A 20,534-nucleotide genomic window follows, 5' to 3' on the forward strand; every position below is an offset into this window, starting at 1 on the left:
TAAAAGTCTCGAAACTGAGTCTTCAAGTATCCTGCCATTTAGTTTAATAACCTATAATAAATTGTGTCATTTGGAGAGATAGATTTATATAAATATAAAAAAAGTGCAACCAAAAAGGTTGCACTTTCGTTTATTATGCTTTATGCTTCCATACGTTTGGCATCTTCATCGATGCCGTATTTCCGCTCTGATTCAGCAACTACGACAGCACATGCTGCGTCACCCGTGATGTTCAAGGATGTACGTAGCATATCAAGCAGTCGGTCGATACCGATGATGAGTGCGATCCCTTCGACTGGCAGGGATACTTGGTTAAGAACCATCGCAAGCATAATCAATCCTACACCTGGGACCCCTGCAGTACCAATACTTGCAAGAACCGCCGTCAGGACGACCATAACCAGTTGTGCAAAGGAAAGGTCAGAACCGTAGACTTGAGCAATGAAAATTGTCGCTACACCCTGCATGATTGCAGTACCATCCATGTTGATGGTTGCACCCAAAGGCTGAACGAAACTACTGACAGGTTTCGGAACATTCAAGTTTTCCTGAGCTGTTTTCATGGAAATTGGTAGTGTTGAACTACTGCTTGACGTACTGAAACCGACCGTCATCGCAGGGAAGAACCCTTTGACAAACTTGATTGGATTCATCTTTCCTAGGAATGCAACAGCAGACCCATACGTGACGATTCCATGGATGATTAATCCTAGGATAACGACGATCATGTACATAGCCATCCCTTTCATACCGTCGATTCCCATTGTTCCAATTGCAGAAGCAAGGAGACCGAAGGCACCATAAGGAGCAAAGCGCATGATCAAGTTTACAAGGAACATCATAATTTCATTTCCTTGTTCGACAAGCTTGTAAATCCCTTCCGTCTTCTTACCAAGCATCGCAAGTGCGAAGCCGATGAAGATCGCGAAGGCGATGATTTGAAGCATGTTCCCTTCCGTCATTGCCTGGATAGGGTTTGTCGGAATAATGTTTGTAAATGTTTCGACGACGCCAGGTGCTTCCTGAGCTTCATACTCTGCACCCGCTGGGTTGATGTCAATGTTCCCGGGCTGGAAAACGTACGCAAGAGAAATCGCAATACTGATCGCAATCGTCGTTGTTACGAGGAAGAATGCAATGGTCTTTCCACCGATTCTACCTAATTTCTTTGGATCGCCAAGAGAAGCGGTACCTAGTGTGATAGAGAAGAACACGATTGGTACAACTAGCATTTTAATAAGATTTAAGAATACCGTACCTAAAGGGCCAAAAACATAAGCATCTAACGTAGTGAACAAATCCGGGGCAGCTAAGTGCAGACCTAAGCCTACAATAGCACCAAGAATTAAACCTATAAAAATCTTGGTTGTTAGTTTCATGAAGTAACCTCCTACAACATTATGAAAACGCTTACTTATTATTTTGTTTAAAAAGTGAAAATTTTCAAAGACGACATGTTCCCTACCATGTCTAAAAGCATTAAAAAAAGACTTACTAACAATATAGAATTCGGTACCTTCGAGCCTTGGTATGGTTGTGTTTCAGGCTCTTCTTAGATGGTTGCAACCAGCGCGTGTGTAAATGTGCTTTATAAATTATAACACAGAATGATTGAAAATTGAATAGAATTTGCTGGTAGTTTCTTATACAACTATGTACCAAACGGTGCTACATAACTTTCAATGGCCATTGAAACCGCGAGATTCATAGTTATTTCTCCATTATGAGAATGTTTAGAATTTATTACATATTCACAAATCCCCCTCTAGCCATGCATATAATATTATCCTGTTGCATAAAAAAACGGCCACTTATGTGGCAGCCGTTCTTTATCAAGAATTAGCGCTTTCCCACTTCTTCAATTCCCTTCGCAAAACTTTCCCGCTGATTTGTGTTTTCGGAAGTTCTTCTATCATTTCAATTTCCCTTGGAGCACAGTGGGCAGCGAGCTCGGTTTTTACAAAATGTCGTAACTCTTCCAAGAGACCTTCCCGCTGTTTGTATCCATCATGAACAACAATAAAAGCTTTTACTATTTCTCCACGTACTGGGTCGGGCTTTCCAATCACTCCCGACTCCCTTACAGCTGGGTGTTCGAGTAATTTACTTTCCACTTCGAAAGGACCAATACGCTCTCCAGAAGAATTGATCATATCATCACTTCTGCCTTGAAAAAATACGTATCCTTCCTCGTCCCTATAGGCTAAATCGCCAGCCAAATACCATTCTTCACCAAACGGGAAATAGGAAGAGAATTTCCCCGGATTCTTCCACACTTCTTTCATCATGGATGGCCAGCCAGAACGAATGGCCAGATGTCCTGTCTCATATGGAGGAAGAGGCTGTCCTTCTTCATTAAGGATCTCGACTTCAATTCCAGGTATCGGACGCCCCATGGATCCAGGTTTGATCGGGCGTGTGGGAAGATTAGCAATCAGCTGCGCTCCGGTTTCTGTCATCCACCATGTATCATGTATCCTCAAATTCCACGTTTGATACGCCCAGTGAATGACTTCTGGGTTGAGTGGTTCTCCAACACTTAAGATATGACGTAGAGAAGAAAGGTCATAGCGGACGTGCATATCTTCACTCTGGGATTTCATCATCCGTAAGGCGGTGGGGGCACTGTACCATACAGAAACTTTAGCCTTCTCCAATACTTCATACCACGCTTTCGCTGAAAAGCGTCCTCCGTGAATGACTGTAGTCACCCCGTTCAACAATGGGGCGAATACTCCATAGACCGTACCTGTCACCCATCCGGGATGTGCTGTACACCAGTACACATCGTCTTCTTTCAGATCCAACACCCAACGCCCCGTCTGATACTGCTGGATCATGTTTCGATGGGCATGGATGATTCCTTTTGGTTTCCCGGTCGATCCACTCGTATAATGAATGTTGAGCCCGTCATCAAGGTCAACCCACACCGTGTCCAGTTCATCACTTGCTTTTTCTGCTTCTTTTGTAATGGAAGGGATGGCTCCAACTGTTTTATTCGTAGTGAAAACCTTTGTCAGGCTTGGAATCTCTTCTCTGTTTACTCGATCCATAAAGGAATCGTCTGTAATTAAGTACTTGCCCTCACAGTCATTAATGCGGTCCTTTACCGCTTCTTCCATAAAAGCTTCAAATAAAGGACCGACCACCGCACCAATTTTAATGGCGGCAAACATTGCAATGTGACAGTGTGGATGTTTTGGTAAAAAGACGAAAACGAAATCTCCTTTTTTCACACCATGTTGAAGGAGCACATTCGCCCAGCGGTTGACTTCACTTTTCAGCTCAGCGAAGGTAAGGGTCCATTCTTCCTTCTCAGACACGTAGTGTAATGCGACCCGGTTCCCCCTTCCTTCATCGACATGTCTGTCCACGCATTCGTATGCCATATTCACCTTACCTGTTACATTCCATGTGAAACGATCGTTTACGGCAATCCAATCAAAAGGCTCTCCTTCCATCCATTCTGCTTCTATATTGTATTTTGCAGGTTGTGGTGGGATGATCGCTGCTGTCATGATCTAGCTCCTCCTTAAGATTTGGTGAAATCCAATTCCTTCAATATTTCTTCTTTCAACTCAGCCAGGCGGTGGTCTCCTCGTTTTCGAGGTTTGGAACGATTGATGAAGATTTCTGATGCGATCTGCCCCGGCTGACCGCGCATGATTACGATTCGATCACATAAATAGAGCGCCTCATCGATGTCGTGGGTGACGAGCAAGGTCGTCGTCCTACGCTTTTCCCAAATGGACAATAGTAAGTCTTGCAGCTGCATTTTTGTAAAAGCATCAAGAGCACTAAACGGTTCATCCAGGAGAAGGATGTCCGGTTGACTGAGCAGAGATCTGGCAATCGCTGCTCGCTGGGCCATTCCACCTGATAGGTCTTTGGGATAATGTTTTTCAAACCCCTGCAGTCCCACTGTTTCAATTAAGTCCAACGCCTCTGACTTCTTTTGCTTTTTAGAAAAGCCGAACGTCACATTATCCATAACGGTTAACCACGGCATGAGTCTCGGCTCTTGGAACATCATTCCGAAAGCTTCTTCCGGGCGTTCAGCTTCTGTGCGAATGCTTCCTTCAAATTGCGGATCCAGACCTGAAAGGACACGCAGGAATGTACTTTTGCCACAACCACTCGTTCCCAGGACACCGACAACTTCTCCTCTTTGCAACTGCAAATTGATATTCTCAAATCCTGCTTTCCCATTTTGAAATGTGCGCGATACTTGATGGACAGCTAACATAGACAGCCCTCCTTTATGAGGCATTTTCCAGATTGTCCTGCCATTTCAACGTTTTGGTCTGAATTCTCTTTAAGATTTCATCTGTGATTTTCCCAAAGATGGCAAAGAGGATGATGCTTCCAATTACGAGGGATGGAGCGGAGGTATTCTGACCGTACACCATCAAATACCCAAGACCCTGGCTTGCGCCGAGCAGTTCTGCTGCGACCACGAACATCCACCCGAGACTCAGTCCACTCCTTAAACCAATGATGAAAGATGGTAAAGCCGCTGGAAGAATGATTTTTTTGATTTGCTGAAGACTTGTGAAATTGTATATTCTACCAACTTCAATCAACTTACGATCAATTCCCTGTATGCCTGAAGTCAAATTCAAGTACACTGGGAAGAAGACACCCACAGCCACGAGAGTGATTTTGGAAGCTTCTCCAATACCAATCCACAAAACAAATAATGGAACCCAGGCGAGGGACGGAATGGCTCTCAATGCTTGCAGCATGGGGTCGAGCAACTGATGGATGACTTTTACATAACCTGTCGCTGCTCCGAGAAGAACGGCCGCTAGTGAACCTGCTAGAAAGCCAGCAAAAACTCTGTAAAGCGTGATGGTGATGTGCCCCAAAAGTTCTCCACCCTGAGCCAGGGCCGCCATTTCATCCACAACGGTCGTGGGAGAAGGTAGCAAATGAGGAGCCACCCACCCCGACCTCGAAGCATACTCCCACAAAAGGATGATGAAAACAGGAAGGATCAGACCCAGCCAGGAACCGGATAGGTTTCCCTTCACCGCACGAGCTTTATTCACCCGGGCTGCCGGTTGGACGGTCGTTTCTGTACGACTGGACATAAACGTGCTCCCTCCTTTTTACTCAATCACTTCTTCCGCATATTGCGGATTGATAAGCGCTTCTGTAATTTTCTCAATATCCACGTCTGCCTTAATGACTTCTTCTTCCTGAAGCACTTGACCGGCGCCTAGAACAGTTTCCCTCAACGCCTCTCCTGGTACAGGGTTCGAGAGATCATTCCTTTCCAGACTCTTCTTGGCTACTTCTAGATCCAATCCCGCTTCTTCAGCAAGGATTTCTGCTGCTTTCTCAGGGTTCTCAACTGTCCATTCTCTTGCTTTTTCATAAGCTTCAATGACCTGTGTGACAATTTCCGGATGTTGTTTGGCATAGTCCGAACGAACGTTCAGCGTTCCGTAAGTATTGAATTCCGGCTTACGGTAGAAGAGTTCTGCCCCGCCTTCTAATTCATTGCGAGCCATATGAGGATCGAGCCCTGCCCACGCATCGACGTTTCCATTAGTGAGTGCAGATGCTCCTTCAGGGTGCTGCAAATTCACAAGCTCAATGTCATCAGTGGAAAGCCCGTGATCTTTCAGTGCGCGAACTAAGAAAATATAAGGATCTGTCCCGAGCGTTGCCGCTACCTTCTTTCCTTTCAAATCTTCCACGGACGATATTCCACTATCAGGGTTCGTAACAAGTGCCGTCCATTCGGGCTTGGAGTACAAATAAACAGATTCTACGGGAGCGTTATTCGCTTTCGCCATCAGGGCCGCTGCGCCGGCAGTCGAACCGAAGTCTACACTGCTTGAATTCAGGAATTCAAGGGCTTTGTTACTTCCCTGGCTGAGAACCCATTCTACTTCGATCCCTTCATCTTCAAAAATTTCTTCAGCGAAACCCTTCTCTTTCAATACTAGACTCGTCGGAGAATAATACGCATAATCGAGCGTTACTTTGTCTGGTGAGTCGCTTTTCCCTTCTGCATCTCCCGAACAACCTACAAGGCCCAACGTCACAAGTAACCCTAAAGTGATGAATGTTTTCTTTAGTCCCATTTTCCATCCTCCTCTATCATTGGTTTCTAGATTTCACATGCATAGGTATCAATGGTTCCTCTTAACCGCTGGGCTTCTTTATAGGTACAACGGTTATGTACCACTTCAAGTCCAGCTTCACTTGCGATCTGGGCCGCCTTCGGTGCGATGACCCCTTCTTGCAGCCAGAAAACGTCCGGTCGGATCTCTGCTGCTTCCTTAGCAATTTCAATAGCTGCTTCTGGGCTCCGGAATACTTGCACAACATCAACTTTAAATGGAATCGATCTCAAATCTGGGTATGCCTTCTCTCCTAATACTTCTGTTTCTCTTGGATTTACAGGGACAATTTGGTACCCCAGTCTCTGCATTTTTCTGGCTAGACGATGACTTGGACGGGAGGGCTTTCCGCTTAACCCGACCACCGCTAAACGTTTCGGTCGTGTTTCTCCATCTTCTTGGGTTTTGGAGGAGCTCAAGGCCCACTTGATGACACCTTCATCATTTTCAGTAATAGCCGTGCGGTCTGTTTCTCTTCCTGTCGCTTTTGCAATAGCCCGATCAAGGTCGTTGATCAAGTCTTTGCTCGATTCAAGTCCTATGGATAAGCGAATTAATTCCTCCGTCACTCCACTTGCAGCAAGATCCTCAACGGACAATTGCTGGTGTGTCGTTGACGCAGGGTGGATGATCAATGATTTGGCATCTCCGACGTTTGCTACATGAGACCAGAGAGAAATATTATTGATTACCTTTCTTCCAGCTTCCCGTCCACCTTTGATGCCAAAGTTTACGATCGAACCATACCCTCCATCAAGGTAACGATTGGCTAGTTCATGAGCTGGGTGTGTAGGCAGCCCTGGGTACGAAACCCATTCCACATCAGGATGTCCTTGTAAGTATTCCGCGATTTCCTGTGCATTGTCCCCGTGGCGGGCGACACGCAAATGCAGCGTCTCTAATCCTTGCAATAACAAGAAAGCATTATGCGGGCTCAAACAAGATCCAAAATCACGAAGCAATTGAACACGCAGTTTCGTTATATAGGCAAGGGTTCCAAAGTCAGCGGTATAAACGATCCCGTTATAACTGTCATCAGGCTCAGTGAATACGGGATACTTGCCGTTCCCCCAATTGAACTGTCCTCCGTCTACGACGACTCCTCCAATGGCCGTTCCATGACCCCCAATCCATTTCGTTGCGGAGTGGATGACAATGTCGGCTCCGTGCTCAATGGGCCGGCACGTATAAGGGGTGGCGAATGTATTATCGATGAGAAGTGGAAGGTCATGCTCATGAGCGACGGCCGCTACCTTTTCAATATCGAGCACGTGAAGGCTCGGATTCCCGATCGTTTCAGCAAAGACGGCTTTCGTACGGTCTGTAATGGCTTTACGGAAGTTATCAGGATCCTCCGGGTCAACAAAATGAACTTTAATGCCATATCGCGGTAAAGTGTTAGCGAATAAATTATAAGTCCCGCCATAAAGATTTGACGCGGCAACCACTTCATCTCCGGAGCCTGCGATGTTTAAAATGGATAGGGCAATGGCTGACATTCCGGAAGCCGTCGCTACAGAAGCGACCCCTCCCTCCAAGAGGGCCATTCTTTTCTCAAAAACATCGACGGTCGGATTTCCGATACGGGAGTAAATATTTCCAGGTTCGTCTAGGGCAAAAAGGCTCTGGGCGTGTTCTGTGTCATGGAAAACATAGGAGGTCGTTTGGTAAATCGGCACCGCACGAGATCCTGTTGTCGGATCGGGTGACTGTCCTCCGTGTAAAGAAATCGTATCTACATCATAGCTTTCAAATGAATTCGTCATGTTTATTTCCTCCTCAAAAAGATTCCTATTCTTATAGATATAGTTGGCTTTATGCATACGAATAGTCCATGGATCTTTCTCCGAACAGCAAAAAACCCTCTTCCAAATAAGAAGAGGGTTTGTTATTTCGATTCCTCCTCTTATCTACCAGATCAACCTGATCTGTAGGACTTGGCACCTTTTCAAACCGATGTTTGAAGGTTGCCGGGCTTCACAGGGCCTATTCCCTCAGCCTCTCTTGATAAGAGATGTATGCAGTTAATTGATTATGTTGAGAATTATAACGGATAACAATCAGAAAAGTCAATTATTTTAGAAAATTTAATTTTTAGAATCTGCGAGTGCTTTTTCCAGTTGTTTGACAATATCTTCATAATCTTCAATGCCGATCGACAGACGAATCACGTAATCATTGATGCCGATTTTCTCACGTTCAGTATTCGATAACGCACGATGAGAGGTACGGACAGGATAAGAAACCGTTGTTTCTACACCTGCGAGCGTAGGGGCGATTTTCACCCATCCGAGTGAACGGAAAAACGCCTCTACGTCAATCGAATCATTAAGCTCAATGGTCACAATGGCTCCGTTCCCTCTTTCCGAAACCTTTTCAGGGTAATAGACGGTACGGACGGCATCATGTTCACCCAGGGCTTTCGCTACCTGTTCTGCATTGTATGATTGTTTTTTCATTCTAAGACCTAATGTTTTTGCCCCGCGTTGAGTCAGCCATGCTTCGAACGGGCTAAGGTTCGCACCAAATGTGACAATCTTTTGAGTAGCGGCCTTAACCAACTCCTCATTTCCGACCAGCACCCCGCACGTCACGTCACTATGACCACCAATATACTTCGTTCCACTATGGACGACAAGATCGACTCCATGCGTGTACGGCTGCAATAAGTATGGGGTAGCGAACGTATTATCAACCATCGTTTTCACATTCTTTTTACGAGCAAGGGCGACTAAACCTTCTAAATCTTCCACCCTTAAAAAAGGATTGGAGATCGATTCCGTATAGAGAAGCTTCGTTTGATCTGTGATCACCTCTGAAACTTTCTCAAGATTTGAAAAAGAAACCATCGTGACATCAATACCGAACGTGGACAGCTCTTTGGTGATCAGCTTGTGTGAACCCCCATAAACATCCTCTGCGGCAACGATATGATCCCCTGGTTTTGCAACCGCTAGAATACCGGCAAGAATGGCTGACATTCCGGATGAAGAGGCCACCCCGGCTGGTGCTTCCTCCAGTTCCGCAACGGTCCCCGCAAGTTCATCGGTATTGGGGTTTCGCTCTCTTGTATATAAATAAGGGCTGTGTCCCTCATAATAACTTTCTAAGTGATCCAAGTCTTTGAATGTAAAGGCGGACGTCTGGTAAATCGGTGTGCTCTTACTATTCGGCACAAGGCGCTGGTCCGCTTTATGGTGTACAATTTTCGTATCAAAAGATGTATTCGTCATCGTTCGTCTCCTCTCTCTATCACTTAATGAGAAATTATATAGAAAAAGCAGGAATATTGTCAAAGTTTTGCGACATATTCACGAATCACATGAAAGATGTACCGCTCATATCTTTTTTCATGAGGGACAAGGTTGTTACGAGTCACTGCTTTTTCTTTTTCAGTAAGAATAGAGACCCCCTTTACACTCTCTTGTTTATCCATTAACCCTTCCATATCGACCAATGGCACAGAAACGATATCCTTCACTTCTTCTCCGATTGTAAAAGTCCTATCACTTGTCCATGGTAGAAGGTAAATATGACAAATTTCGCGGTCCAAGAGTGATCCTTCCTTCAATTCTTCCTTGAAATCGCCTTGATACGCCAATTCCCCTGGGACCACCTTCAAACCGATTTCCTCTTCAATTTCCCGGACGCCAGCCAGTAGTATGTCCTCCCCTGCCTCTATATGTCCCGCAGCTGTAATATCATAAAGGCTCGGGAAATCCTGCTTATGGTCCGCTCTTTGTTGCAGCAGTAAATGGATCTTCTCACCTTCCATGTGGAACATCCAACAGTGGAAGGTTTCATGCCAATCCCCGTCCTGATGGACATGATCTCTTTCTTTGATACCAATCGGATGCCCTTTTTCATCAAAAATCGTCAACATCTCCGCCATACGTAATCCCTCCTCAACCTTATTGTTCCAACACTCTCCCCCTGAAAAATACACAGAACGAAAATAGCTCAGAGCGTCACACTCTGAGCATAAGACAACCTTAAAGGAATGTAGAGTATTACACCAAAGAATAACAAAATACCAGAACGCCAGTACATCATGAACATCCACCTTTTTAGTTGATCACGAGGCTTGCAGGCACTGGCTTGCTAAAGTAATACCCCTGATATTCATAACAGCCTTTCTGCTTTAAGTAGGCCATATGTTTACTGGTTTCCACACCTTCAGCAATGACCTGAAGTCCAAGACTTTTCGCCATACTGATGATGGCATTAACAATCGGCACTTCTTTCCCTTGCTCTCCGATTTGATTGATGAACGATCGATCGATTTTTATCGCATCAACAGGAAGACGATGTAAATAACTGAGGGAAGAAAAACCAACGCCAAAGTCATCCAAATGGACTTTGATCCCTTTTTCCCGCAACCCGTTCAATGTATCTGTGCTGCGTTCAAAATCCTGAAGGACCATTGTTTCCGTAATTTCAAGGATCAGGCTGTCAGGAGGAAGCTTTGAATCTCTAAGAGCTTTCAGCACTTTTTTTGAAAGATTGGAATCCTTGAACTGCTGGGCAGACAGATTCACTGATATTTTTAAATCCGTCCTTCGGTCTTCCACCTGCCATCTTTTTGCTTGCTGACAAGCTTCGTTCAATACCCATTCCCCAATCTCTATAATCATCCCCGATTCCTCAGCAAGGCTGATGAAATATTGTGGAGACAACAAACCATAATCCGGATGGTTCCAACGTATGAGTGATTCATACCCGATCACCTGTGATGTTCTTCCACACACCTGAGACTGATAATGAAGCTCAAACTGATGTTTATCAAGCGCATGATGGAGAGATTGCTTCAAATGGAGCTCTTCTCTCATCTGCTCACTCATTTTTTCTTCATAAACGGCATAGCGGTTTTTTCCGCTTCTCTTGGCTTCGTGCATCGCTGCATCCGCATGGCGTAAAAGAGTTTCTCCACTATATTGATCTCGGTGGCGCTCCTGGGTGAAGGTAACACCAATACTCACGGTATTATAGAACTCTTTTTCTCCAATAAGAAAAGGGCGTCGCATCGAGTGAATAACGTGATCACAGATTTCCCTTAGCTCTTCAATGCTTTGGACATGTCTGAGAAGGACAACAAATTCATCACTGCTGATTCTGGAAATTACAGCATCATGTTTTGCGAATGTCTGCCTCAAGTAGCGGGAGAATTGCCGAAGCAATTCATCCCCTTTCGTGTGTCCCCAGGAATCATTGAGCATTTTAAAGTTATCAATGTCGATGAGTAAGAGAGCCATATTGTGTTCTTTTTCTGCCGTAGATTGAATTTCGTCTTCCAGGATGCCTGAAAGATAGCTTCTTGTAACAAGCCCTGTCAAAGGATCGTACTGAGACAAGATCTCCAGCTTCTTTTCTGCTTGCATTCTGGAAAGCTCATTTGCTGTACGATCAGCAAAGATTTGAAAAAGAGCTTTGCTTAATGGCCCGCTCGTCTGCGTGCGGTTATCCATAATCGCAAGGATTCCGATGACTTCACCATCCGAGTTAAGCAAAGCTTTCCCGAGATAACTCTCCACTCCAAAATCCTTTATCGTTTGATCTTCAGGGAAAAGTGTCCCTACATCATTCGGATAATAACATTCATGAAACCTCGTTACTTGCTCACAAGGGGTATTTTTCAACGCATAGCGCAAACCCGAACTAGTCCTCCCTTTAAAAGACAAGGAAATCGCTGTCACTTCATTTTTAGCTTCTCCAGTCAATTCCCCGACCAGCACGGTTTCCACGCCAAGGACGGAGGATAAATACTCTACAAGAAAATCAAAGAATTCTTGTCCATTGTAGGAAAGAAAAGCATCACCAATCTCCACAATTGCTTTCTTAATCCGACCCAATTCTTCAATGTAAGCAGAATCAGGAGCGGACATACCTGTATATCCAAGGATGTTTCCATCCTCATCAAAAAAAGGCGTGACGATATCCTTCATCCATTCGTACTTTCCAGCGTTCACCACACGATAATTCATATAAAAAAAATGACGATTCTCTTTCGTCATCGTTTGATGGTCCATATATGCCAAGTCATCCTTATGAATGAGCCGCAGTAAATCCCGACAACTCAATAGGGTTGAGTCCAACTTCCATTGGCTTTTCAACCTTTCACTCACATAGATGTTCTCTTTTTCAATATCGAAGAACCATATAGGGATGGAAAGCTGCTTAAGTGTATTCCAAGGATGTTCCATGATCCGAGCCATTCCGTTCACCTACTCCAAAAAAGTTTATTCCCTCTTCCTAAATATCGGAAAATTAGAACTAAAGTTTAATCCTTTTTTCACGAGGAAAACTACCCAAAAAGGAGGAAAATTATATGAAACAGAAAAAACAAAGACGAGGTACTGTGGAGCAGACCAATGATATGGCACAAGTGTTCAATCGAAAGTTGAGCTACAGCCAATCCTTTTCCCATCAAGCGGATGATGATGAAGTCCATTCTGAAAGTGAAGCTCTCTACCACCATTATTCAGATGATGAAGATTAAAAAAAGTGATCTCGATTTTGAGATCACTTTTTTTAGTGCTTCCAACTCATAATGACCGAAAATTCTGTTATTATATGAGTGGAACACCTACAAATCTTTACATAATCTCCAAAACATCGGGACTGACGCTTATCTTGGCAACGAAACGCCGAAATCATCTCGAAACTGAGTCTTCCACAAACGGGAGCTTATACGAAACAAGATAGAGATTTAATGATGGAGTTTAGAAACAAACCAAAAGAAAGGGTTATTTACATATGAAGAAAGGCACCAACAAGAGCAAGTGGATTTTAATCGTTGTTTCTTTGATGGTTTTAGCTGTAGGGGCTTATGTTTACACAGACAGCAGCGAAGAAAAGTTGGCTTTGAGCACAGATTCCAAACCAATGAGAAAAGCAAAGTCGGTGGACCTTGAAGAATTTCCTCTTCAATGGCGTGAAGTCGATACATTTGAACAGGTGAATGAGTTTTATGAAGAACGTATCCACAATTTATCATTAGCAAGGAAAAAGGGCTTAACCGTCCGACCGCAAGAGTCTACTCCAATTCCTGAAAAAGATGGGCGGATGCAGATCAACGAGGTGTGGCACAGCGGGACCACCATCCATGTATTGTACAGCATAGACCTTTCTGCATTAACGAGTAAAGATAGCGACAATGAAGAAACCAAGTACCTCGTTCAGCCGCCATCTGTAGAAAGTATAAACATAGAATCCATGAATGGAAGCGACCAACAATCGTTCCAGCAGCATTCGCAACCCCTCCACCCCAGGGATACGGTTGTGTTTGAAAATCGAGTTTACGGGCTCATCCAGCTTCCTCCCATTACGGAGAAATGGGGGTATAATTTTGATCCCCATGATATAAAGGATTATGATAAAGAATTTTCAACTTCCTTCAGTCTGCGGATCAATCACCATACAATCGAAACTAAAGGAATGCCAGTCCGTTATTTCCATGACAAGGATGGACATGTGCTCCAAAGATATACAACAGACGAGGTGTACACTGATGACCTTGTCACAATGGAACCGACATCCGTAAATATCGGCGTTGCCTCAAGCAACGTAAAAATGAAGATAAAGGCAGAAGGGAAAGAAATCGGTCAGTCCGTGCATGCCGTCATAAAAACGGAGGAAGAATCCGAACACCCTGTCAGGCTTTATCTAAACGAGACAGAAGAAGATAATGTATATGAGGCCTGGTTCCAGCCGCCATCAGAACCACTTACAGAGGCCGTGAGCCTTAAACTTGGGTCTCTTCAAATCCATGATGATACCCCTTATTCATTCACCGTTGACATGACTCAGTTTAAAGACCATTCAAACGAATCTGTCGTGTTAAATGAGAAAGTGGGTGAAGCTCACAATACAGATATCATCCTTGAACAGGTCGATTCATTTTCCGGAACCAATATGAATCTTCAACTCAAGTATGAACCCCATGAAGCGGATCAAGAAGAAAAATTGGTCGGTGCTCAACTCGCCCCGATGAATAGCCTCGAGGAAGAACGGGAGAAATTTATAGAAGTCGTTACGAATGAAGGCGAAACGACAGAGGCTAATATTTGGGGGCACGATAATAGAGGAGACATCCACTTCCAGTCTCCCGCTTTAAGGAACGCAGAGGAAATCACTGTCACTGTGAATAAGATGGTGTACGCTCACAGATTAGGTCATACCTTCGACTTAAATCAATAGGAAAAAAGCAGAGGTTGAATATCCCTCTGCTTTTTTAAATTTCTCCTTGCACAAAACGGATGACAGCGTCATTGAAACGATCATAATGAGTGGCAGGCGTCTGATGAAAAGCGTGTTCAATCACTTCCATCTTTACATTAGAGCAAGCGCGGTAGTAATGAGCATGTTCATTGATCCAGAATTCTTTATTGCCATATACGAGCAACAAGGGTTGAGTAAGCCTGTTCAACCGCCCGCTGCAATCAAATGAAAGGGCACGGTTGTAATAGGTGTACCAACATTCCGGATCGGACTTCGCCATGTGCTCATTTAATTCACGCTTAATTTCGGCATCCTTAAAATGGGAATGGCTAAGTAACTTGGCAAGCGTCTCAGGGCTCTTATTCACCCAGTACATTCCCCCTAAAAACTCAAACCGAAGTCCACCTGTGGCTACCTTCGGGAAACCGCCGGCAAGAATCACTGCTTTCGTCCGTTCAGGAAAGGTGAGAGCGAATTCCTGGGCAATCATCCCTCCGCATGAATAGCCGATGACGACGATTTGATCGAGATCTAAATGATCGATGAGCTGGACGACCTCCCTTGCGTACATGGATACATCAGGCGCATGAGAAATTACATCAGAATCCCCGTTCCCACTGAGGTCTGGAAAAATGACACGAAATTCCCTCGCGAGGGAGTGCTGCATTTTGAATACTTTCCTCCCCATTCCAGGAGGATGGATAAAAACAAGGGCTTCCCCGTTCCCTCGGTCATCATAAAATAATTGCGCCCCGGATTTTTCTGTAAAATAAGGCATGGCTCTTCATCCCCTAACCGATATTCATGGAACCTTATCATTCCCAGAGAGACTGAAATTATGTCCATTTACCGAATATATTAAGGTTCGATTGACCTTACTCTCATGCAGGCGTAAACTAGACCTGTATCATAATGTCCGGAAGGGGAAACAAAATGAAACGTTTTCTATTACTTAGTCTATTCGCAGGAATTGTCGTCTTCTTGGCTGCTTGCGGATCGAATGAACTTGAGAATACGCTGGATTGGGAAGTCCAGTCTTTTGAAGGAACGACACAAGAGGGAGAAAGCTTTTCCACCGACGATATGGAAGGAAAAGTTTGGCTTGCCAATTTCATCTTTACCAACTGCAATACGGTCTGCCCGCCCATGACCCGTAATATGGTGAAAATTCAAGAGCAGTTAAAAAAAGAAGACATTAATGCTGAAATTGTGTCCTTCAGTGTAGATCCGACGGTGGATTCGCCTGAAGTATTAAAAGAGTTTGGTAAGAAATACGGCGTTGATCATAGCAACTGGTCGTTTATTACGGAATACACACAGGAAGAAATCTCCACGTTCGCTCAAGAGAGCTTCAAAACTTCCGCAGTAAAAACAGAAGGGAACGACCAGGTCATTCATGGAACAGCTTTTTATCTGATCAATGAAGAAGGATTGGTCTTGAAGAAATATAAAGGGAACACTGAAGTCCCGTTTGAACAAATTGTTGAAGACACCAAAACTATCGCTAACTAAAAAGAACCTCCCGCTCCAATTTAGAAGCGGGAGGTTCTTTTAAAAATGTACATCAGGCCATTTGAGGCTTACTCAAAAATATCACTAGTTGAACAGGGAATTGATAAAGTTACTTAAGGATTTGAAAAAGTTTTGTACGGCATTCCGCAAGCTGTTCCAAAATCCATCGTCATTAATTAGATCCTGGATACTTCCTGTCAGGTCTTCCAGCTGGTTTTGAACCTGATCGAAGTTGATGTTCAAATTGCGCATTTGCTCGAACAGATCAATCAAACGTTGACGGTCTTCTTCACTCAATTCGATATTCAAGGATTGCAGTTGGTCTTGGACGATTTGCTCAATTTCTTCCCGCGTCGCTGGGTCCTGCTCAGCAATCTGCTTCTTGATTTCGGTCAGAAGCTTACTGATTTCATCCCGATCGACACCTTCTTCTTCTGCGATATCTGTGGCTATATCAAGCTCGTCACTCGCAACTTTCATACGATCTTCATCAAGCTTCACACCTTTAGCATCGTAAGCTTTATAGATGCCTGTAAGCGCAGAGTGGCCACTAACTTTGACAGAGGAAGCAACCAACACATCCGCATTCTCCACACCAGCGGTCAACAATGCGTTTGTGTACATTTCTTTCGTGACCTGTGTTATGTTATCAGGTGTTACGATATCAATATTCAACCCTTCTGCATGATCCTGATGAATGATTTTGACAGATGAATACATATTCGAATTCGGGTTGCCCCCGATATAGTTAGCAAGATCCTGGCCGTTGACAGTAAACTCATCGACCTGGTCATGCTTGTTGACTTCAAGCAGCTCTGCCACATCAGTTTTCTGTGCTTCAGACAAGGCTTCTCCATAAACCACAATCGGCAAACCTAACTTTTCATTAATGCCCTGGTCCCCTGTCGAAGCGGAAATGCTCGAAGGCAAAGCAAATGCTGTAAACAAAACGGCGATCAACATCCATAGACTGACACGTGTTTTCATGTTCTCGACCCCTTGTAAAATGGTAGATTCCCACTTACGTTATGCGGAACCTCCCATCTATTATACCCGACGCATCGTACGCGGGTTGTCATAATAGACGTACAAGGGTGAGAAAAAGTTTCAATCTCCGTACACATTTCTTTTAAAAAACTCTAAGTGAGCTTATTACAACTATTATATAGGATGGATCACCGAAAGAAAGGATGGACGCTGTTATGAAGATTGCACGCCAAATCGGACTTTATGTATTTGCTATCGCTCTGTTTTACGCAGGAATCACCCACTTCATGTATGACCATGGCTTTGCCCGCATGCTCCCTTCCTGGGTACCGCTTAAATTAATCATTGTATATGTGACAGGAATTACGGAATGGCTCCTTGCCCTTCTCCTTGTTTTCCCTCAAACGCGGAGAGCTGCCGGATTCGCTACGGCTGCTTTTCTTTTCATCGTTTGGCCTGCTAATTTTTATGCTGCCATTTACGGTATTCCGGCTCCCTGGAGTGAAGAAACAAATCAGACCGCTTTATGGATCCGACTTCTCTTCCAACCGTTGCTTATTTGGTGGGTGCTCATCGTTTCCAAAGATTCGAAAGAGGTGTAACCATCTGATAAAATGGGGATAGTGAAATGGACAAGGAGGTTGTATATGCGATTAGAAGGAAAGAAAGTCATCCAATTGGTCAGTAAGGATTTTGAAGATCTTGAGCTATGGTACCCGGTGCTTCGTCTCCAAGAGGAAGGGGCAACCGTCCACCTTGTGGGTGAAAAAGCAGGGGAAGAACACCCTGGGAAATATGGGGTTCCTGCTACAGCGGATTATGCATTCGAGGACATCAACCCAGCTGATTACGATGGAATTCTAGTTCCAGGGGGATGGTCTCCGGATAAGCTCCGCCGTTATGACAAAGTGATTGAAATGGTCCAGCACATGGACAATGAACGCAAACCAATCGGCCAAATTTGCCACGCCGGCTGGGTGCTTATTTCTGCCAACATCCTGAAAGGTCGAAAGGTGACGAGCACACCGGGAATTAAAGACGACATGATGAATGCTGGTGCAGAATGGTTCGACGAAGCAGTCGTCCAAGACGAACACATTGTTTCTGCCCGTCGTCCGCCTGACCTGCCTCCATATGCCAAAGCTTTCGCAGACTTACTCGCTGATGAATCATAGACAAAAACCAGAGCTTTGAAAGCTCTGGTTTTTTTAGTGGTCTTCCGTAATGGCTTGTTTAGCAAGCATCGACACTACCGCATCGTCCATTGGTGGATTATGCAGCCCAGCCCGTACATCACGGTAATATTTTTCAAAGGCATAGGTTTTAGATAATCCACGCCCCCCTGCAATTCGCATAGCTAGATCGACAACTTCATTAGCGGTATTCGTAACCGCCAGCTTGACAGCAGCAAGCTCTGCCCCCATCTGATCCCGTTGCTCTGGTTCTTCATCCCATTTTTTTGCAACTGAATATAAAAAAGAGTGGGCTTGGAGCAATTTCCACTCCATTTCGCCAATCTTATCTTGAATGTGAGATACTTCAGAAATCGGTGCGTCCAGACTATTTGGTTGAAAGTCTTTAGCAAAAGCAATCGCATCGTTACGAGCGGCTACAGCAATTCCTAAATAACAGGCTGGAATGTGCAATAGCCATCCCTTTGGCGAGGATTTGCCCCCACTTTTCAGTTCTACAAGATCGGATTCCTGCAGCTCGACATCTTCCAACACAAGGTCATCACTCGCTGTCCCTCTCATACCAAGGGTATCCCACGTTTTATCAACAGATAACCCTGGCTGATGGCGGTCAATTAAAAACCACCCAACCGTATCCTTGTCTTCTACATAAGCAGACACAATATAATAATCTAAATGCTCCGCCATTGAGGTAAACGATTTTCTTCCATTCAAAATGTATTCGTCCCCACGACGAACGGCTTTGGTTTCCGGAATTCCTCCCCGTGTCGGACTACCGGTTGCCGGTTCAGTGGCAGCCCTGTTTACGACTTTTTGTTCGGAAACAACTTCATTCACAAGGCGATCATATGACTTTTTGTCCCATAACTGTTCCTGAGAAAGTTCCATCATGATGCCCATGTGCCACCCGATTGACAAAGCTACAGCACCATCACCTTCTGCAATTTTTTCCTGCATCAGCAAGAATTCGTATAAAGACAATCCTTCTCCACCTTCGGATTCTGGCAAAGACATCGATGGGTATTTCTCCCTTTTGATGACTTTCAACGTCTCATAAGAAAAAGACGCTTCACGATCCGTTTCTGAGATATGTTTGCGAGCCTCTTTTCCGATCCGATCCGCCTTTTCAAACAATATCTGCTGCCGGTCATTTTTTATCCAACGTTTCCATACACCTGCCAAACCAACCACTCCCGATTCCATATTATATCTAAATCATACCTGACAACTCGGGATGAAGCCAATGCCTTGCTTGTCTGATTCGCTCCCTTACAACATACCCTATGTACAAGAAATCATTCTGTATCAGCCTATATCTCTTTGTATGTAACTTTTGTCTAAAACGTCCGTTTAACAAATAATTCCCACGACATTTCCCGGGAAATGTCGAATTTATAGGTTATAAAGATAAAAACCATGAATCTAAAAACTCCCGCTAGTAAACCAATGGGCTTAAATATCCCCCTTTTACTATGGGAGCACTTACTAAATTCATTCTTGGATCCACTCCTTTTCTCAAATCGCCTTGCTTACAAAAATATTGTTGTTTTATCCGCCAACCTCCGGGGAAGAAAAGGGATATGAATAAAAGGAGGATCTAACATGGTCGGAATAGCTTCGGAAAACAGTATTCAATGTGAGACCGAGTATTCACCGTTGAAAAAAGTCGTGGTCGCCAAACCTTCTTATATGAAAATCGCTGAAATCATCAACGAAACCCAAAAACATTATCAACACCAGAACATAAACGTCAAAAAAGCCCTTCAGCAACATAAGCATTTCGTTAGTATTTTAGAGGATCATGAGATTGAAGTCATACAACTTCCAAGTCAGCCGAACCTTTATGAACAGGTGTTTACAAGAGATATTGGGTTTACCATCCATCATCGACTATTTATCAGCACTATGAGTGAAAAGGTCCGGAAAGAGGAAACGGATGTCCTCCGGAGCTGGGCAAGACAGAATAACATCAAGATAGAAGAGGAACTCCTCTCCTCAATTGAAGGCGGAGATGTTGTGGTAGACGGGACCAGGGTGTGGGTTGGAGAAACACAAAGGACATCCCGACAAGCGATCCGTGAACTTCAATCACGTCTTCCGGATCATCAGGTTATACCTGTTCCTTTAAGAAGGGATATTCTCCATTTGGACTGCGTATTCAACATGATCGATGAATCTACTGTCATCCTTTATCCTCCTGCATTTACAAAAAACAGTTTGAAAGCCATCACCGCACGTTACAAAGTGATTGAAGTCACTGAGCAGGAACAGTTTACGATGGGGCCGAACGTCCTTTCCATCGGAAACCGTAAAGTAATCAGCCTCCCTCATAATGAAAGCCTAAATGCACAGTTAAAGGGAAATGGGTTCCACGTGATTCCTGTCGACCTTTCTGAAATTATTAAATCCGGTGGGTCGTTCCGGTGCTGTACATTGCCATTAAAACGAATATAAAAGCAGCCCGCTTCTTTGAACTATAACCCGAATAATG

18 protein-coding genes and 1 riboswitch are annotated in these 20,534 nt (G+C 44.3%); of the genes, 6 read left to right on the top strand and 12 right to left on the bottom strand.

Going from position 1 to position 20,534, the window contains the following annotated elements; genetic code table 11:
- Positions 1–140: 140 nt before the first annotated feature.
- From HFA01_RS18190 to HFA01_RS18230, 9 genes are all read right to left on the bottom strand, one after another.
- Positions 141–1,379 (bottom strand): dicarboxylate/amino acid:cation symporter, encoded by a 1,239-nt coding sequence (locus HFA01_RS18190; protein ID WP_146818794.1) that lies wholly within the window; start codon positions 1,377–1,379, stop codon positions 141–143.
- A 453-nt stretch (positions 1,380–1,832) separates the two neighbouring features.
- The gene (gene acsA / locus HFA01_RS18195; protein ID WP_146818795.1) at positions 1,833–3,518 is read right to left on the bottom strand and encodes an acetate--CoA ligase; all 1,686 of its coding nucleotides are present in this window, start codon (positions 3,516–3,518) and stop codon (positions 1,833–1,835) included.
- A 14-nt stretch (positions 3,519–3,532) separates the two neighbouring features.
- Positions 3,533–4,246, bottom strand: a complete 714-nt coding sequence (locus tag HFA01_RS18200; protein WP_146818796.1) for an ABC transporter ATP-binding protein — start codon at positions 4,244–4,246, stop codon at positions 3,533–3,535.
- A 13-nt stretch (positions 4,247–4,259) separates the two neighbouring features.
- Positions 4,260–5,093 carry an ABC transporter permease gene (locus HFA01_RS18205; RefSeq protein ID WP_146818797.1) on the bottom strand — a complete coding sequence of 278 codons (834 nt, stop codon included), beginning with the start codon at positions 5,091–5,093 and terminating at the stop codon, positions 4,260–4,262.
- A gap of 18 nt (positions 5,094–5,111) precedes the next feature.
- Positions 5,112–6,095 (bottom strand): aliphatic sulfonate ABC transporter substrate-binding protein, encoded by a 984-nt coding sequence (locus HFA01_RS18210; RefSeq protein ID WP_146818798.1) that lies wholly within the window; start codon positions 6,093–6,095, stop codon positions 5,112–5,114.
- 26 nt (positions 6,096–6,121) lie between these two features.
- Complete coding sequence (locus HFA01_RS18215) at positions 6,122–7,900, bottom strand: PLP-dependent aspartate aminotransferase family protein (protein WP_146818799.1); 1,779 nt, start codon at positions 7,898–7,900, stop codon at positions 6,122–6,124.
- 137 nt (positions 7,901–8,037) lie between these two features.
- Positions 8,038–8,148: riboswitch (SAM riboswitch) on the bottom strand.
- Positions 8,149–8,221: 73 nt separating this feature from the next.
- Positions 8,222–9,367 carry a trans-sulfuration enzyme family protein gene (locus HFA01_RS18220; RefSeq protein ID WP_146818800.1) on the bottom strand — a complete coding sequence of 382 codons (1,146 nt, stop codon included), beginning with the start codon at positions 9,365–9,367 and terminating at the stop codon, positions 8,222–8,224.
- A 59-nt stretch (positions 9,368–9,426) separates the two neighbouring features.
- A complete protein-coding gene (locus HFA01_RS18225) occupies positions 9,427–10,026 on the bottom strand; it encodes an NUDIX hydrolase (RefSeq protein WP_146818801.1) in 600 nt (199 codons plus the stop codon).
- 175 nt (positions 10,027–10,201) lie between these two features.
- On the bottom strand, positions 10,202–12,346 hold the full coding sequence (locus tag HFA01_RS18230; protein WP_146818802.1) for an EAL domain-containing protein: 2,145 nt from the start codon (positions 12,344–12,346) through the stop codon (positions 10,202–10,204).
- 113 nt (positions 12,347–12,459) lie between these two features.
- Here HFA01_RS18230 and HFA01_RS18985 point away from each other — a divergent pair, with 113 nt between their 5' ends.
- Positions 12,460–12,630, top strand: a complete 171-nt coding sequence (locus HFA01_RS18985) for a hypothetical protein (protein ID WP_167506271.1) — start codon at positions 12,460–12,462, stop codon at positions 12,628–12,630.
- A 257-nt stretch (positions 12,631–12,887) separates the two neighbouring features.
- On the top strand, positions 12,888–14,330 hold the full coding sequence (locus HFA01_RS18235; protein WP_146818803.1) for a hypothetical protein: 1,443 nt from the start codon (positions 12,888–12,890) through the stop codon (positions 14,328–14,330).
- 34 nt (positions 14,331–14,364) lie between these two features.
- Here HFA01_RS18235 and HFA01_RS18240 read toward each other — a convergent pair whose 3' ends face one another.
- A complete protein-coding gene (locus HFA01_RS18240) occupies positions 14,365–15,129 on the bottom strand; it encodes an alpha/beta fold hydrolase (protein ID WP_146818804.1) in 765 nt (254 codons plus the stop codon).
- Between the two features lie 155 nt (positions 15,130–15,284).
- Between HFA01_RS18240 and HFA01_RS18245 the strand changes: the two genes are divergently transcribed.
- The gene (locus HFA01_RS18245) at positions 15,285–15,863 is read left to right on the top strand and encodes an SCO family protein (protein ID WP_146818805.1); all 579 of its coding nucleotides are present in this window, start codon (positions 15,285–15,287) and stop codon (positions 15,861–15,863) included.
- Positions 15,864–15,947: 84 nt separating this feature from the next.
- Here HFA01_RS18245 and HFA01_RS18250 read toward each other — a convergent pair whose 3' ends face one another.
- Positions 15,948–16,850, bottom strand: a complete 903-nt coding sequence (locus tag HFA01_RS18250) for a DUF1002 domain-containing protein (protein ID WP_146818806.1) — start codon at positions 16,848–16,850, stop codon at positions 15,948–15,950.
- A gap of 215 nt (positions 16,851–17,065) precedes the next feature.
- Between HFA01_RS18250 and HFA01_RS18255 the strand changes: the two genes are divergently transcribed.
- Positions 17,066–17,452, top strand: coding sequence for a DoxX family protein (locus HFA01_RS18255; protein ID WP_146818807.1), 387 nt, complete (start codon positions 17,066–17,068; stop codon positions 17,450–17,452).
- A 45-nt stretch (positions 17,453–17,497) separates the two neighbouring features.
- Positions 17,498–18,025, top strand: a complete 528-nt coding sequence (locus HFA01_RS18260; protein WP_146818808.1) for a type 1 glutamine amidotransferase domain-containing protein — start codon at positions 17,498–17,500, stop codon at positions 18,023–18,025.
- 33 nt (positions 18,026–18,058) lie between these two features.
- Here HFA01_RS18260 and HFA01_RS18265 read toward each other — a convergent pair whose 3' ends face one another.
- Positions 18,059–19,225 (bottom strand): acyl-CoA dehydrogenase family protein, encoded by a 1,167-nt coding sequence (locus HFA01_RS18265; protein ID WP_146818809.1) that lies wholly within the window; start codon positions 19,223–19,225, stop codon positions 18,059–18,061.
- A 420-nt stretch (positions 19,226–19,645) separates the two neighbouring features.
- On the opposite strand from HFA01_RS18265, the gene HFA01_RS18270 reads away from it, so the two are divergent.
- Positions 19,646–20,497, top strand: a complete 852-nt coding sequence (locus tag HFA01_RS18270) for a dimethylarginine dimethylaminohydrolase family protein (protein ID WP_146818810.1) — start codon at positions 19,646–19,648, stop codon at positions 20,495–20,497.
- Positions 20,498–20,534: the final 37 nt, after the last annotated feature.

The organism is Halobacillus faecis (assembly GCF_007991335.1).
GTDB classification, from domain to species: Bacteria; Bacillota; Bacilli; order Bacillales; family Halobacillaceae; genus Halobacillus; species Halobacillus faecis.

Excerpts from the sequence above, each read along its gene's own strand:
- HFA01_RS18190 (WP_146818794.1), bottom strand. The coding sequence starts at position 1,379 with ATGAAACTAACAACCAAGATTTTTATAGGTTTAATTCTTGGTGCTATT.
- acsA (WP_146818795.1), bottom strand. The coding sequence starts at position 3,518 with ATGACAGCAGCGATCATCCCACCACAACCTGCAAAATACAATATAGAA.
- HFA01_RS18200 (WP_146818796.1), bottom strand. The coding sequence starts at position 4,246 with ATGTTAGCTGTCCATCAAGTATCGCGCACATTTCAAAATGGGAAAGCA.
- HFA01_RS18205 (WP_146818797.1), bottom strand. The coding sequence starts at position 5,093 with ATGTCCAGTCGTACAGAAACGACCGTCCAACCGGCAGCCCGGGTGAAT.
- HFA01_RS18210 (WP_146818798.1), bottom strand. The coding sequence starts at position 6,095 with ATGGGACTAAAGAAAACATTCATCACTTTAGGGTTACTTGTGACGTTG.
- HFA01_RS18215 (WP_146818799.1), bottom strand. The coding sequence starts at position 7,900 with ATGACGAATTCATTTGAAAGCTATGATGTAGATACGATTTCTTTACAC.
- HFA01_RS18220 (WP_146818800.1), bottom strand. The coding sequence starts at position 9,367 with ATGACGAATACATCTTTTGATACGAAAATTGTACACCATAAAGCGGAC.
- HFA01_RS18225 (WP_146818801.1), bottom strand. The coding sequence starts at position 10,026 with ATGGCGGAGATGTTGACGATTTTTGATGAAAAAGGGCATCCGATTGGT.
- HFA01_RS18230 (WP_146818802.1), bottom strand. The coding sequence starts at position 12,346 with ATGGCTCGGATCATGGAACATCCTTGGAATACACTTAAGCAGCTTTCC.
- HFA01_RS18985 (WP_167506271.1), top strand. The coding sequence starts at position 12,460 with ATGAAACAGAAAAAACAAAGACGAGGTACTGTGGAGCAGACCAATGAT.
- HFA01_RS18235 (WP_146818803.1), top strand. The coding sequence starts at position 12,888 with ATGAAGAAAGGCACCAACAAGAGCAAGTGGATTTTAATCGTTGTTTCT.
- HFA01_RS18240 (WP_146818804.1), bottom strand. The coding sequence starts at position 15,129 with ATGCCTTATTTTACAGAAAAATCCGGGGCGCAATTATTTTATGATGAC.
- HFA01_RS18245 (WP_146818805.1), top strand. The coding sequence starts at position 15,285 with ATGAAACGTTTTCTATTACTTAGTCTATTCGCAGGAATTGTCGTCTTC.
- HFA01_RS18250 (WP_146818806.1), bottom strand. The coding sequence starts at position 16,850 with ATGAAAACACGTGTCAGTCTATGGATGTTGATCGCCGTTTTGTTTACA.
- HFA01_RS18255 (WP_146818807.1), top strand. The coding sequence starts at position 17,066 with ATGAAGATTGCACGCCAAATCGGACTTTATGTATTTGCTATCGCTCTG.
- HFA01_RS18260 (WP_146818808.1), top strand. The coding sequence starts at position 17,498 with ATGCGATTAGAAGGAAAGAAAGTCATCCAATTGGTCAGTAAGGATTTT.
- HFA01_RS18270 (WP_146818810.1), top strand. The coding sequence starts at position 19,646 with ATGGTCGGAATAGCTTCGGAAAACAGTATTCAATGTGAGACCGAGTAT.